Annotated in this window: 11 protein-coding genes; 6 read left to right on the top strand and 5 right to left on the bottom strand. The window is 61.9% G+C overall.

The features are described from left to right. Positions 1–39 precede the first annotated feature (39 nt). From F759_RS0119940 to F759_RS0119930, 3 genes are all read left to right on the top strand, one after another. On the top strand, positions 40–1,026 hold the full coding sequence (locus tag F759_RS0119940) for an ABC transporter permease (protein WP_027801437.1): 987 nt from the start codon (positions 40–42) through the stop codon (positions 1,024–1,026). 74 nt (positions 1,027–1,100) lie between these two features. Next, on the top strand, positions 1,101–1,898 hold the full coding sequence (locus tag F759_RS0119935) for an ATP-binding cassette domain-containing protein (protein WP_027801436.1): 798 nt from the start codon (positions 1,101–1,103) through the stop codon (positions 1,896–1,898). A 29-nt stretch (positions 1,899–1,927) separates the two neighbouring features. Then, on the top strand, positions 1,928–3,154 hold the full coding sequence (locus F759_RS0119930) for an ROK family transcriptional regulator (protein WP_027801435.1): 1,227 nt from the start codon (positions 1,928–1,930) through the stop codon (positions 3,152–3,154). Between the two features lie 14 nt (positions 3,155–3,168). On the opposite strand, the gene F759_RS0119925 is transcribed toward F759_RS0119930, so the two are convergent. Both F759_RS0119925 and F759_RS0119920 read right to left on the bottom strand, forming a co-directional pair. Further along, complete coding sequence (locus F759_RS0119925) at positions 3,169–6,255, bottom strand: transglycosylase domain-containing protein (protein WP_027801434.1); 3,087 nt, start codon at positions 6,253–6,255, stop codon at positions 3,169–3,171. Positions 6,256–6,464: 209 nt separating this feature from the next. After that, entirely contained in the window at positions 6,465–7,472 is a 1,008-nt protein-coding gene (locus tag F759_RS0119920) for a LysR family transcriptional regulator (RefSeq protein WP_027801433.1), read from the bottom strand. A gap of 132 nt (positions 7,473–7,604) precedes the next feature. Here F759_RS0119920 and F759_RS0119915 point away from each other — a divergent pair, with 132 nt between their 5' ends. The 3 genes from F759_RS0119915 to F759_RS0119905 all read left to right on the top strand — a co-directional run bounded on the left by F759_RS0119915 (position 7,605) and on the right by F759_RS0119905 (position 10,844). Beyond that, the gene (locus F759_RS0119915; protein WP_027801432.1) at positions 7,605–8,537 is read left to right on the top strand and encodes a dihydrodipicolinate synthase family protein; all 933 of its coding nucleotides are present in this window, start codon (positions 7,605–7,607) and stop codon (positions 8,535–8,537) included. 84 nt (positions 8,538–8,621) lie between these two features. Then, on the top strand, positions 8,622–9,911 hold the full coding sequence (locus F759_RS0119910; RefSeq protein WP_027801431.1) for an NAD(P)/FAD-dependent oxidoreductase: 1,290 nt from the start codon (positions 8,622–8,624) through the stop codon (positions 9,909–9,911). A gap of 222 nt (positions 9,912–10,133) precedes the next feature. Next, complete coding sequence (locus F759_RS0119905) at positions 10,134–10,844, top strand: TetR family transcriptional regulator (protein WP_027801430.1); 711 nt, start codon at positions 10,134–10,136, stop codon at positions 10,842–10,844. Between the two features lie 101 nt (positions 10,845–10,945). Here F759_RS0119905 and F759_RS0119900 read toward each other — a convergent pair whose 3' ends face one another. Genes F759_RS0119900 through aroQ form a run of 3 tightly spaced genes read right to left on the bottom strand, consistent with a single transcriptional unit; the run spans position 10,946 to position 13,721 of the window. Continuing rightward, on the bottom strand, positions 10,946–12,307 hold the full coding sequence (locus F759_RS0119900; RefSeq protein ID WP_027801429.1) for an MFS transporter: 1,362 nt from the start codon (positions 12,305–12,307) through the stop codon (positions 10,946–10,948). A 59-nt stretch (positions 12,308–12,366) separates the two neighbouring features. Then, on the bottom strand, positions 12,367–13,269 hold the full coding sequence (locus F759_RS0119895) for a shikimate dehydrogenase (protein ID WP_027801428.1): 903 nt from the start codon (positions 13,267–13,269) through the stop codon (positions 12,367–12,369). Beyond that, positions 13,266–13,721 (bottom strand): type II 3-dehydroquinate dehydratase, encoded by a 456-nt coding sequence (gene aroQ / locus F759_RS0119890; RefSeq protein ID WP_027801427.1) that lies wholly within the window; start codon positions 13,719–13,721, stop codon positions 13,266–13,268. The genes F759_RS0119895 and aroQ overlap by 4 nt, the downstream gene beginning before the upstream one ends. Positions 13,722–14,082 lie beyond the last annotated feature (361 nt).

Raw genomic sequence — 14,082 nt, 5'->3', positions numbered from 1 at the left:
CGTGGCGCATGCCACGCTCATGTCTCGAGGACATCCATCATGTCGACTCCTTCCGCGCCCGCGGGCCATCCGCGCCATTTCTCCGACCGCCTGCCGTCGCTCGCCGAAGTCGGGCCGCTCATTGCGCTCGTGCTGGCATGCGCTTTCTTCATTTCGCAGAGCAGCCGTTTCCTGTCGTTCCAGAACCTGTCGCTCATCCTGCAGCAGACGATGGTCGTCGCAGTCATTGCAATTGGTCAGACGCTGATCGTGCTGACGGGCGGCATCGATCTCTCGTGCGGCATGGTCATGGCGTTCGGCTCCATCATCATGACCAAGTTCGCGGTGACGCTCGGTCTGCCGCCGGCGCTCGCGATTCTTTGCGGCATCGGCGCCAGCACGCTGTTCGGCTTGTTGAATGGTGTGTTGATCACGCGCATCAAGTTGCCCGCATTCATCGTCACGCTTGGCACGCTGAACATCGCATTCGCGCTCACGCAAATCTATTCGAATGCGGAAAGCGTATCGAACCTGCCGGACGCGATGATGTTCTTCGGCAACACGTTCAGGTTCGGCCCCGCAGACGTCACTTATGGCACGGTGCTCGCGTTACTGATGTATCTGGGCACATGGTTCGTGCTGCGCGATACGGTTCCCGGGCGGCATCTGTATGCACTCGGCAATAACGCCGAGGCCGCGCGGCTGATGGGTTTATCGTCGCAGAAAATCCTTCTGACGGTCTATACGCTGGCCGGTGCGATCTACGGCATCGCAGCGTTGTTGTCGGTGTCGCGCACCGGCGTCGGCGATCCGCAAGCGGGGCAAACGGAGAACCTGGACAGCATCACTGCGGTAGTGCTCGGCGGCACGAGTCTTTTCGGCGGACGCGGTTCGATCGCGGGGACGCTGCTCGGGGCGCTGATTGTCGGCGTGTTTCGCAACGGCTTGACCTTGATCGGCGTTTCTTCGGTCTACCAGGTATTGATCACCGGCATGCTGGTGATTCTCGCGGTGGCTGCGGACAAACTCTCTCATCGCCGCGGTTGAGCACTCAACCGTAACTATCTTGCATGGGGCCTGAGTGAGCGCTTTGCTCTAACTCAGGCCGACAGGAGCCTGTCATGTCGACACCTACTTCCGCTTCCGCCGCGTTGCCCGTTTTGCAGGCGCGTGGCCTCGTCAAACGTTATGGCAGCGTAACCGCGCTCGACGGCTGCGATTTCGAAGTGCTACCCGGCGAAATCCTCGCTGTGATCGGCGACAACGGCGCGGGAAAATCGTCGTTGATCAAGGCGCTTTCCGGCGCGACGGTGCCCGACGAGGGCGAGATTCTGCTCGACGGCAAGCCCGTCAAATTCCGCAGTCCGCTCGATGCACGCGCGCAAGGCATCGAGACGGTGTACCAGGAACTTGCGGTCGCGCCGGCCATGAGCATCGCTGAAAACCTTTTCCTCGCACGCGAACTGGTGAAACCGGGCTGGCGCGGCTCGATCTTCAAGATGATCGATAAACGCCGCATGCTCGAAGAAGCGACCGCGCATATGAAGGACCTGCAAATCGGCATTCGCTCGATGCGTCAGGCTGTTGAAACGCTGTCCGGCGGCCAGCGTCAGGGCGTCGCTGTAGCACGCAGCGCCGCATTCGCGCGGCACGTGGTGATTCTCGACGAGCCCACCGCCGCGCTCGGCGTAAAGGAAGGCAACATGGTGCTCGAACTGATTCGCCGCGTGCGCGACCGCGGGCTGCCGGTGATTCTCATCAGTCACAACATGCCGCATGTATTTGAAGTGGCGGACCGCATCCATATTCAGCGGTTGGGCCGGCGCGCCGCGCTCGTCAATACCAAAGACGTGCACATGTCGGAGGCCGTCGCGATCATGACGGGCGCGAAAGAGGCCGACGTCAAGGCGATTGCATGATGCAGTCACTTCGCTGAGGGACCGTGAGCATGGATACCACGGGCGTGCGTCCACCCCTCAAACGCACCGTCGGCTCGAACCAGGTCGGCATGCGGCAATTCAACGAACGCATCGTGCTTCAGGCAATCCGTTTGCATGGACCGATGCCGAAAGCCGACGTTGGACGCCTAACGCGTCTTTCAATGCAGACGGTGTCGATGATCGTCGACCGTCTGATCGACGACGGCCTGCTCGAAAAGCAGGCTCGCGTGCGCGGCAAAATCGGCCAGCCGTCGGTGCCGATTGCATTGCGCGCGGACGGCGCCTACACGATCGGCATCAAGGTGGGGCGCCGCAGTCTCGACGTACTGGCGATGGATTTCGCAGGCCGCGTCGTATGCCGCGATGTGTTCGAGTACCCGTATCCGGATCCGCGCACGCTATTTCCCGCGCTCGAAAGCAAGCTCGCGCGCGTGAATCAGGCGCTCGGTGCGAACGCGAGCAAAGTGGTCGGCGTGGGCGTAGCCGCACCGTTGTGGCTCGGCGGCTGGCGCGACTTTCTCGGCGCGCCGCCCGACGCGCTCGACGCGTGGCACGAGATCGACTTGCGCTCGCGCATCGCGGCCATGACGGGACTACCGGTCGAGTTCGCGAAGGACACCACAGCCGCCTGCGCCGCCGAACTCGTGATGGGCCAGGGGCGCGGCATTCACAATTTTCTGTATCTGTTCGTGGGCACGTTTATCGGCGGCGGTCTTGTGATCGACGGCCGCCTGCATGGCGGGCCGCACGACAACGCCGGCGCGGTCGGTTCGATTCCGCTGCGCGACAGCAGCGCGCGCAAACCCGCGCGGCAACTGCTGCACGCGGCCTCCGGCTTTGTGCTCGAGCGCCTGTTGAGCGATGCCGGAAAACCGGCAGCCGCCGCGCACGATCATCGCGCGTTGGCGCCGGAAATGTGGCGGCATACCGAGGAATGGCTCGATGGCGCGTGCCCCGCGATTGCCAACGCGCTCACCAATGCGGCCGCGTTGCTGGATCTGGAAGCGGTCGTGATCGACGGCGAACTGGACCGGCAAATGGTGCGTGAAATCATTCGCCGCACGGAGCGCGTGTTAGATAGATTCGAATGGGAAGGCATGGTGCGCCCGCAACTACTGGAAGGTGCGATCGGCGCCGACGCGCGTGCAATGGGCGGCGCGATTCTGCCGCTCTACGCGCATTTCGCGCCGGTGCACGAACTGTTTCTCAAACCTGCGACCGAGCCCGCCTATTAATAGTCAACGGCGCTTCACTGCGCGGTGACCTTCCTCACCGAGATAGCAGCGGTCTTTGCAGGCGCAGATTCCAGCAAGGGCTGCAACGCGGGTGCCATCGACTTCAGCAATTGCACTGAAAGCGCGCTCGTGAATTCATAGCGCGCCGCATAAGGTTCGTGCACCCACGCGGTCAGCGTGCCGTAAAAGCGGTCGCCGATAGCGAACACAAACGTGGCGCTGCGATTCACCTTGCGCGACTCGATCAGGCGCGCGCCCTTGGCGAACACGTTAAAGCGCTGATCGCCCGTACCGGTCTTGCCGTACACCTCCATAGTGCGGCCGTCCGGGAATGTGATGCCTTGCGCGAGACGCCGCGCCGTTCCACCCGTCACGACATCGCGCAACATGCCTTTGACAACCCCCGCGATTTCCGGCGAAAGCTGCTGTTGCGGCGCGACGGCTGCTCGCCGGAAATGCGTTTCGTACGGCGTGTCTTTCGCGAAGTCCAGTCGCGTGAGGCTCTCAGTCGGGACCTTGTTGCCATCGTTTGTAATCAGCCCGATCAGTTGTGCAAGCGCGGCTGGCCTGTCACCGGATGCGCCGATTGCCGCGGCATACGAAGGCGTAAGCGTCGCAAACGGATAGCCGAGCGCCTGCCACGATTTGCCGATTGCATCGTACGCGCGCAATTCGACCATGCGTTTGATGCGGCGATCCTGCGTTGCGTGGTAACGGGTCTTGAAGAGCCACGAGTACGTCGACAGACGCACATCGCTGCTTGCGCTCTGAATCTCATTGAGCGTGGCGTCTGGATGCGCGCGCAGATAGTTGAGTGTCCATAGTTCGAGCGGGTGCACGCTTGCGATATAACCGCGGTCGTTCAGATTGAAGCGGTCGATTGCGTACTTGGCGTAAAGCTTCGCAAGATCTTCGTCGTCGAGCACCGAAGCGGCCGGCGTATTTTTCAGTGCGGCGCGCATCTTCTCGTTGAACCACGCATTGGACTCGTCGGGCGCGACGCTGCGCAACACGGTGGCGACTTTCGGCGGCGACTTCCGCACGCCGAGCAGCAACAGCGCCAATGCCTGTTCGCGGGTTTTGCCGTGATACTTCGTGTAGAAACGATTCATGTACACGCGGCTTTCCTGATCGGCGAAACGCGTCAGATACATCTTGCGGATCGCCGGATCGCCGAGCCATTGCGACGAAGGCCCGGTGGTTTGCACCATTTCATAGTGGACGATGTCGCGCATCATCCGCACGAACACGAGATTCACGGAATGCTGGAACGCGCGACGAACCGTGAGAATGCGGCTGTTGTCGTCCGAATCGAAGTTGTTGAAGCTCTGCGCGCCGCCGCCCGTGTAGAAGGTTTCGCCGGGACTCGCCGAATACTTGCGTTCTACGGCCGCATCGAGCATGGCTTGCAACGAGCGATCTTGCGTGCGCGACAAGTAGTCCAGCGCCCAGCGTGTCAACTGATCGTTCGGATCGGGCTTGATGGTCTTGAGCTCTGCCGCGCTGCGAGCAGCGTAACGCGCATGCAACTGGGACACGATCTGCAAATACGTGACTACGGTACGCAGTTTTGCAGTGGAACCGAGATTCAGGCGCGCGCCGGAATTGATGTCGAACGGCTGGTTCACGCTGTCCGTTTGCACACGCACGAGATTGGCGCCGTCGCGCCGCTCGAATAGCGTGAAGCTGTAGGCGATTTTCGACGGGTCATCCGTTGCGCGCAGCATTTCGAAGCCGACGAGACCCGCAGCCTTTGCGCCGTCGCGTGTTGCCGCAGCGGCAAGCCGCTCGCTCACGGCTTGTTGCACGGCATTGTTGAGCGTGCCGGTGGCTTGCAGATCGAGCCGGTCGAGTTCGTAGAAGCTCGGAATACCGAGCGCGGCGAGCAGATTGGAGCGCATCGACGTGACGGCTTTGCGCGACACGAACGAGCCCGCGTTTTCCACGGGTCTCGCCGCGCGATGCAATCCGACGTTCGCCGAAAGCGCCGAGTCGCGCAGTGCGGCCGAAATCACGCCGCCGTTCGCGAGCAGCCGCAAATAACTGTCGGTCAGCCGTTCGAGTTCGGCATAACCGCGATGCAGGAAATACGACGGCGCGCGCTGGGCGATCATCAGCGAAAGTACCTGGCGAAACGCCTCGCCCTGCTTCGGCAGGTTTTCTGCGGTCAGAGGCGCGCTCAGTATGCGGTTAACGTCCGCGAAATCGCGGCCGTACCACGCGGCCAGACCGTCGCCCATGCCGCTGATCTCGCCAATGCCCGGTTGTGCTGCCAGCGGCACCGAATTCAGATAATGCACCACGATCTGCTGACGCGCGGGCATGGTCTGCGGGCCGTTCAAATAGGCACGCACCGAAGCCGACGCAATCTGACGCAGCTTCTCCGGCGGCGTCGCGGTTCGTCCACCCGCCGAGTGGCGGAATTTTTCGATCTGCGTGGCGAGCGTACTGCCGCCGGGCGTCGCCTGATGATGATTGAATACGCGTGCGCCCTGATCGACCAACGCGCGGCTAAAACGTCCCCAGTCGATGGCCGGATTGCGATTCGGTTGATCCGGATCGAGCAGGTAGCGGTCTTCGATAAACAGCAGCGAATTAACGATGACAGGCGGGATCGCCTCGAAGTCGCCGTACACGCGCCCCGGAAAGCTCGCGCTAAAAAGCGGCGTGCCGGTGCCGTCGAAAAGCTGTAAGCCGGCCTGGTCCTTTTCGGCGTAAGGCAGGAACAGGCTTCTATCCGCAAGGGAAAGCATGCGTTCCGAATCGCGCGCCTGCGCGGTGATTTCGAAGCCGCGTTGCAGCAGGCGCTGCTGGATGGACGGCAGCAATGCGTAGCCGAGGCGCGTGTCGTAGGGACCTTTGTCGGCCTCGGGAAAACGGATGGAATGGCTGGGACCATCGTCGACAGAAAAGCCGACGTCGCGTGTGAGTTCGGAGAGGTAGTGCGCCTCTAGGCGGGAAGTTTCTATTTCGAGCTGGCATAAGCGCGCAACCCACGCCAACCCGAGCAGCAACGCGGCCGCCAGCGCCCATTTGAACCACTTGCGCACCGGGCTGGTGCCGGTGGCGCGAAGCGGAAACCGAACCGATGGCCGATTCATGACTGCTCTCCCCGGACGGGCGCCGGCCTTTTCCACCCGACGCCCTTCAAAGGAGTGTAGCGCGGGGACGTACGCGCTATTGGTTCGGATTTACCCCCAGTGTCGCCGCTACAACACCCGTTGCGAGGACATAGCAAAGTGCGAATTGCCGTGCGATATTTGACGTCTTCAATGCGCCGGCCAACTGCCAGATCCGGCAGCTTTCCGCTTCACGCTGCATGGGCGGGGTTGCGCTTCGGCGTTGGCTTCGGGTTCTGCTGCCGGGCTTCGTCCCGCACCTTCTCCTGCAATCCGGTCTGCTGCCGCAGCAATTCGACGAACTGCCCGGCAGGCGGCGACAACACACCGCCTTTGCGCGTCACGACGCCGAAAGTTTGCGAAGGCGACTTCAGCTTGACCGGCACTAAGCGCAGCATTTTTTGCCGAACGAACATTTCAGCAATCGCCGTCGGCAACAACGACACCAGATCGGCAGTGTTTTGCAGCAGCGCGACGGTCACGAACGTGGATGCCGTGGAGATAGGGTTATCCGGCATCGTCAGCCCGGCGAGATCCATTTCGCGTTCGAGCAACGCATGCAACGGCATATGCGACGGGTACATCACCCAACGGTGATCCGCCAGATCGGCGAGCGTCACCTCCTTCCTCCGCAACGGTGGATGACCGTACCCGACCACGACGGACAACGGTTCGTCGGCGAGCGGACGATACTGGTATTTCGAAGGATCGGCGGCCACCGCCGCTCGACCGACCACGAGATCGAGACGGCCGTCGTCGAGTTGCGTGAGCATGCGTGCGCTCGTGTCCTCCACCACTTCGATAGAGAGGTTCGGCTGCCCCGCATGGAGTTGATTGATGGCCGGAATAACGCAATCGGGAATCGCGCCCATGATCGCGCCGATCGCGAGGCGCCCGCCGCGCCCGGAGCGTATTTCGGCGACGTCCTGGCATAGCGCGGCGAGGTCGGTCGCGACGAGACGCGCGTAGCGGATCACGCAATGCCCGAGCTGATTCGGGATCATGCCGCTTTTGGAGCGCTCGAAAAGCGGCGCCTCGAACATCGATTCGAGTTCCTGCAATGCCTTGCTTGCGGCCGATTGCGTCATCGACATGACGCCCGCTGCTTTATGCAGCGACTTCTGGTCGTCGAGCGCGATCAGCAATTGCAGTTGCTTCATGCGCAGTTTGCCCAGCAAAACGTTCAATGTGTTTTTCATGAAAGCCACGTGAGTCGTAAAAGCGATCACAGGATGGAAACAATTCAATATACCCCGTGGACCACGTAGCCGTATAGTCGGCAATGGAGACATCCACACCCGCCTTTTCACTTCTAAAAAAGCGCCCGAATCATGACCCAAACCATCAATGCCGCAGCATTGCGCGGGGTGTTCCCCGTTGCGCCCACTATCTTCGACGACGCCGGTCAGCTCGACCTCGAAGGCCAGAAGCGCTGCATCGACTTTATGATCGATGCGGGCTCGAATGGTCTGTGCATTCTCGCGAACTTCTCCGAACAGTTTGCCCTGTCCGACGAAGAGCGAGACACGCTGATGCACCTCGTGCTCGATCACGTAGCGGGTCGCGTGCCGGTCATCGTCACGACCACGCATTTCAGCTCGCATCAATGCGCGGAACGCAGCCGCCGCGCGCAAGCGGCGGGCGCCGCGATGGTCATGATCATGCCGCCTTATCACGGCGCGACGATCCGCATCGGCGAGCGCGGCATTGAAGAGTTCTACCGCGCCGTGTCCGATGCGATCGATATTCCAATCATGATCCAGGACGCGCCGGTCAGCGGCACGCCGTTGTCCGCGCCGTTTCTCGCGCGCATGGCTCGGGAGATCGAACATGTGTCGTACTTCAAGATCGAAGTGCCGCAAGCGGCGAACAAGCTGCGCGAACTCATCCAGTTAGGCGGCGACGCGATCGTCGGACCGTGGGACGGCGAAGAGGCGATCACGCTGATGGCCGATCTCGATGCAGGCGCAACCGGTTCGATGACGGGCGGCGGTTACGCCGACGGCATCCGTCTGATCGTCGACGCTTATGCCGCCGGCGACACCGAAGCCGCCGCCGCTCACTATCAGCAGTGGTTGCCGCTGATCAACTACGAGAACCGCCAGGGCGGCCTCGCATCGTGCAAGGCGCTGATGAAGGAAGGCGGCGTGATTCGCTCCGACGCGGTACGTCATCCGTTGCCGGCAATGCATCCGGCCACGCGTGAAGGATTGCTGAAAGTCGCGCGACGGCTCGATCCGCTGGTGTTGCGCTGGGCTCGATAAAGAACCTTAGCGGCGCGATAGAACGCTGACGCAGTCTGCGCGGCGGCTGGACGCGGACACGCGATTGCCGCTACGCTAGCCGCTATGGAAAGCTTTTACGAAGCCACCGTCACACGCTCGTCTGTCTATGCGCCGTTCGCCGGGCGGCATAGTGTGGACGTGTGCATCGTCGGCGGCGGGCTTGCGGGGCTGTCGACAGCGTTGGGGCTCGCTGAGCGCGGGATCACGGACGTCGCAGTGCTCGAAGCGCGGCACGTCGGTTATGGCGCGTCCGGGCGCAACGGCGGCTTCGTGTTCGGCGGCTACAGCCTCGATTGCGCGGAATTGCTGAAAACGCTTGGTGCAGTCCGCGCGCGCGAGCTATACACGCTCACTACCGAAGCGGTCGATCTGATGCGTGCCCGCATCGCGCGCTACCGCATGGATTGCGATGCGACCGACGCCGGCGTCATCCTCGCAAACTGGTTCGACGAACCCGCGCGGCTCGAGGCGCAGCGGCGTCTCATGCGCAATTCATTCGGCGTCGACTGGGAACCGGTGACAGCCGAACAGCTTGCATCGCAATTGAAAACGCGCCGATATCACGGCGGCCTCTTCGAGCGCAACGCGTTTCACTTTCACCCGCTGAAATACGTGCTTGGCGTCGCCGATGCAGCGGCCCAGGCAGGCGTGAGAATTCACGAGCAGTCGCCTGTAATACGTATGCAGCGCGACGGCGCGCACTTTGTCGTGCACACGCTGCAAGGCGCCATCGACGCGCGGCACGTCGTAATGGCGGGCGGCGGCTACGCACGCAACGTCTATGCGAAGGTGGAGCGCGCGGTGCTGCCGATTGCGACTTACGTGATGGCGACCGAGCCGCTCGGCGCGCGTCTGCAAGATGCGATCAACACGCGCGCGGCCGTCTACGATACCCGTTTCGCTTTCGACTACTACCGGCCGCTGCCCGACACGCGCATTCTGTGGGGCGGGCGCATCTCGGTGCGCGATCGCGCGCCGGAAGTCATCGCACGATTGCTGCGGCGCGATCTGCTGAAGGTGTATCCGCAATTGCATGACGTGCGCGTCGACTACGCGTGGGGCGGTTTGATGAGTTACGCGCGTCACAAGATGCCGCAAATCGGTCGTAGCGCGGACGGGGTGTGGCATGCGGTCGGCTTCGGCGGACATGGCATGGCGCCGACCACTGTCTCAGGCGAACTGCTTGCCGCGGCGATTGCGGGCGAGCGTCCGGTGCCCGAAGCATTCGCTCAATTTGGCCTGACGCCCGCCTATGGCGCAGTCGGTCTCGCCGCCGCACAGCTGACCTACACCGCGATGCAAGCGCGCGACATTTTCGCAGCGCGCCGCAGGCGGGCTCGCGGCTCGGTCTGAAAACAGATCGCGCCACCGGCTACATCGCGGTTGCGTCTGAAAGCACGAAGCGCCGCTGTGCGACTGGCTGAGGCAGTCCGGCATCGATGCAGCCGGCTTGCGCGCGGGCTGCCCGAAACGCCGCGAGGCCACTTCGATACGCTGCGCTTTATGCATAAAACCCCGCGCCAGAGGCTATTTTCACCATGCTAGAATGCGCGGTCACTGCCGCTCGAATACACAATGAAAAAGGGAAGCAAGGCCGCCGAGCCCGATACCAACGGCATCCCGTCCGACGCACCGCGCAAGGACGCGCGACGTAGCGACGCCCGACGTAAATACGATCCCGAACAGACGAAGCGCAATATTCTCGACGTCGCGACCCAGGAGTTCTCCGCGATGGGACTGACGGGCGCGCGCGTCGACGCGATCGCGGAACGCACGAATACCACGAAGCGCATGCTGTACTACTACTTCGGCAGCAAGGAAGGGTTGTACCAGGCGGTGCTCGAAAAGGTGTACGGCGACATTCGCGCGCTCGAACAGGATCTGCATGTCAGCGAACTCGACCCCGTCGAGGGCATGCGCGCGCTGGTCGAATTCACATTCGACTATCACGACCGCCAGCGCGATTTCGTGCGCCTCGTGACGATCGAGAACATCAACGGCGCGAAGTATGTCGAACAGGTCAAGAGCTTCAAAGGCCGCAACGTCACCGTCATTCATACGATAGAAGACCTGCTTGCACGCGGTGTCGCGGCAGGCAAGTTTCGCAGCGACGTCGACGCAATCGATCTGCATTTGCTGATCAGCTCGCTATGCTTTCATCGCGTGGGTAATCGTCACACATTCGGCACGGCGTTTGGACGCGACCCGTCGCATCCGCGATTGCGCGCGCGTCATCGCGCGATGATCGTCGATGCCGTGCTGCGTTTTGTGCGCAAGGAAAATTGACGCGTCTCTTGCAGTTCACTTTACGGTCCGCAATGTAAAACGGGACGTGGCCTGCGCCACATCCCGTTTTTTGTGCACTCGAACTGCGTTTAACCGGCTGTTCAATCCACCAGCACGATCCGCTTGATATCGCCGACGATAAAGATGTACGACAGCGCGCCAATCAATGCGACCACGCCGATGAACACCAACGCGCCGACAAACGACCCGGTCGCCGCGACGATAAAGCCGACGACGAGCGGCGTCACGATGCCCGCGAGATTCGCGGCGAAGTTGAAGATGCCGCCCGTCACGCCGAGCAACCCTTCAGGCGCGATGTCCGACACCAGCGTCCAGCCGAGCGCCGCCATGCCCTGCGCGAAAAATGCCACTGACAGGATCGCGATCACCGCGACGTTGCTCTCCACATAGTTGGCAAGGATGATGGTCGACGCGAGCAACAGGCCGGCGATGATCGGCAGCTTGCGCGCGACGTTCGCCGACTTCCCGCGACGCAGCAGCCAGTCGGAGAAAAGCCCGCCGAACATCACGCCAATCGACGCCGCGATAAACGGCATGATCGCGAAGAAGCCGATCTTCAGCCAGGCCATATGACGTTCGGTGGCGAGGTACGTCGGAAACCACGTGAGAAAGAACACGAGCGTCGAGTTGCCGGCGAACTGGCCGAGACAGATGCCCGTCAATTGACGGTGCTTGAGCAGGCGGCCAATCGTGCGCCATTCGAAGCCGCTTTTCGTGGGCGCAGCAGCAGCGTCGCTATCCTTGTGACGCTGCGTGAGACCGCCGCCTGCTTCGATATAGTCGAGTTCCGCCTGATTCGCCGACGGATGATCGCGCGGTTCGCGATACAGCAGCCACCAGATCACGCCGAAGACAATACCCACGCCGCCCACTACATAGAACAGCGAACGCCAGCCAAACGCGCCCATCAGCATGAAGAGAAACGGGCTGAAAAACGCGAGGCCGATATATTCGCCGACGGTGTACGTGCCCGTCGCCATTGCGCGTTCGCTCTGCGGGAACCACGTTGCGACCACGCGGCTATTGGTCGGAAAGCATGGCGCTTCGGAGACGCCGAGACCGAGGCGAAACACGAACAGTCCGGCGATGCCGTGCACGAGTCCTTGCGCGAGCGTGCACAGGGACCAGAAAGTCATCGAGAGAAAGTAAGTGAGTTTGCTGCCGAAACGGTCCAGAAAAAGGCCGCCGGGAATCTGCGAAGCGACATAGCTCCATGAGAACACCGAGAACAGCAGCCCCATCAACGCGGCGTTGATGCCGAGTTCCTTGGTCAACTGCGGCGCGGCAATGCCGAGCACCGTGCGGTCCAGATAGTTGATCATCGTGCCGACGGCGAGCAACCCGAGTATCTGGTAGCGGGCGTTCGAGCGGCGCGCGGTGCTTGCGCTTGCGCCGGCCTGACGCGTGGCGTCGGCCGATCCGGTTTGAGTCGGTTGCGGCATAGGGTTGTAGTCTCCTCTAACTGATTATGTATCCGTCATTTACCGGCGTGCGCTACCGGTTAGCGTTCCAGCAACGACTGGAAATGCGTATAGACGCGCTCGGCGTCGGGTTCGAGCCCGGTGAAAATGCGCATCGCGTCGACTGCCTGATACACCGCCATGCCGCCGCCGCTCAGCGTGCGGCAGCCGAGCGCTTCGGCCGCCTGCAACAGCGCCGTGCGAATCGGGAAATAGACGATGTCGGCCACCCACAGATCGCTATGCAGCAATTCGGCGGGCAACGGCAGGCCGGGCAGTTTCGCCATGCCGGTCGGCGTCGCGTGAATCAGCCCGTTGGCGGCCGCGAGCGTTTCGCCGAGCGACGTGCCCGCGGTGACCGTCCGATCCGAAAAGCGCTTTTGCAATTCCGCCGCGAGTGACGCAGCGCGAGCGGCGTCGACGTCGAAAAGCGTCAGCGTTTGCGCGCCCATCGCGAGCGCTGCGTGAGCGACCGCCGCGCCCGCGCCGCCCGCACCCAGTTGCACCACGCGTTCGAGCGCCGCGTCCGGCAAACCGCGGCGAAACGCGCGGGCAAAACCGGACCAGTCCGTGTTGTGCCCGATCCGTTTGCCGTCCTTGAAGAGCACCGTGTTGACCGCGCCCAGTGCACGCGCATCGTCGGACAATTCATCGAGTAGCGGAATGACCGCCTGCTTGCACGGGTACGTGATATTCAGACCGTTGTAGCCCATGCGTTCGGCGGCGACCAGCAGATCGGGCAGCGCTGCGATGTCGAGCTTCAACGCTTCCAGGTCGATGCGTCGGTACACGTAATGCAAGCCGAGCTTGCTGCCCTCTTCTTCGTGCATCGCGGGGCTCAGCGAACCGCCGATGCCCGAGCCGATCAGGCCGACCAGATACGAATTTGCACTGGCCTGTGCGCTCGTTTTTGCATTCGCCTGTTCATTGATTGGCACGTTCATTTCGCCGCCCTGTTCTTGAGGATGGTGGCCATCCGCTCCAGCGCGAGCACGTAGCCCTGCGTGCCGCAACCGACGATGATTGCATCCGCCACCGCCGACACATACGAGTGATGACGGAACGGTTCACGGCGATGCACGTTTGAAATATGCACTTCGATGACGGGCTTTTCGATTGCGCTGAGCGCGTCGGCGATTGCCACCGACGTGTGCGTGTACGCAGCCGGATTGATGACGATGCCGTCGACCTTCGTTCGCGCCGCGTGCAGCCAGTCGATCAGTTGATGCTCGGCGTTCGACTGGCAGAAGTCGATCGAGAGATCGAGGCGCTCGCCGGCATCGCGGCAAAGTCTCGCAACGTCGTCGAGTGTCTCTGAGCCATAGATGGCCGGCTCGCGTGTGCCGAGCAGGTTGAGGTTGGGTCCGTTGAGGACCAGTACTGACGCAAAACTCATGACATCGTCTCCTGTCGGCCTGAGTTAGCGCTTTAGCGCTTACTCAGGCCCCATGCAAAGCTGTCGGCCTGAGTTAGCGCTTTAGCGCTTACTCACGCCGTATCCAACGCAGTTGCAGCAAACTCGAACAATGAAGCGGATCGCCACAAGGCGCGAAACGCTTCTCAACGTATAGCGAAGTGTGCGCGCATGAGCGGCTTCCGTCATTCGGGGTTTATACGAATTTGTACCATCTAGTTAGTTTGTATAGACTGTCGAAAAATCCACTTACTATGGACGATTCTGGCCTGTCGCTTGCTCACCGACTAACGGAATAGTCCACTTTGCGCACCGCAGCATCGCCGCACCGGCCGTTCCTCAG

The organism is Paraburkholderia dilworthii (assembly GCF_000472525.1).
In the GTDB taxonomy this organism is placed as follows: domain Bacteria; phylum Pseudomonadota; class Gammaproteobacteria; order Burkholderiales; family Burkholderiaceae; genus Paraburkholderia; species Paraburkholderia dilworthii.
The sequence above is the reverse complement of the archived record's forward strand: the minus strand, read 5'-3'. Positions and strand labels throughout refer to the sequence as shown.

Bases quoted from the DNA above. Each gene is read 5' to 3' on its own strand.
- F759_RS0119940 (WP_027801437.1), top strand. From the start codon at position 40: ATGTCGACTCCTTCCGCGCCCGCGGGCCATCCGCGCCATTTCTCCGAC.
- F759_RS0119935 (WP_027801436.1), top strand. From the start codon at position 1,101: ATGTCGACACCTACTTCCGCTTCCGCCGCGTTGCCCGTTTTGCAGGCG.
- F759_RS0119930 (WP_027801435.1), top strand. From the start codon at position 1,928: ATGGATACCACGGGCGTGCGTCCACCCCTCAAACGCACCGTCGGCTCG.
- F759_RS0119925 (WP_027801434.1), bottom strand. From the start codon at position 6,255: ATGAATCGGCCATCGGTTCGGTTTCCGCTTCGCGCCACCGGCACCAGC.
- F759_RS0119920 (WP_027801433.1), bottom strand. From the start codon at position 7,472: ATGAAAAACACATTGAACGTTTTGCTGGGCAAACTGCGCATGAAGCAA.
- F759_RS0119915 (WP_027801432.1), top strand. From the start codon at position 7,605: ATGACCCAAACCATCAATGCCGCAGCATTGCGCGGGGTGTTCCCCGTT.
- F759_RS0119910 (WP_027801431.1), top strand. From the start codon at position 8,622: ATGGAAAGCTTTTACGAAGCCACCGTCACACGCTCGTCTGTCTATGCG.
- F759_RS0119905 (WP_027801430.1), top strand. From the start codon at position 10,134: ATGAAAAAGGGAAGCAAGGCCGCCGAGCCCGATACCAACGGCATCCCG.
- F759_RS0119900 (WP_027801429.1), bottom strand. From the start codon at position 12,307: ATGCCGCAACCGACTCAAACCGGATCGGCCGACGCCACGCGTCAGGCC.
- F759_RS0119895 (WP_027801428.1), bottom strand. From the start codon at position 13,269: ATGAACGTGCCAATCAATGAACAGGCGAATGCAAAAACGAGCGCACAG.
- aroQ (WP_027801427.1), bottom strand. From the start codon at position 13,721: ATGAGTTTTGCGTCAGTACTGGTCCTCAACGGACCCAACCTCAACCTG.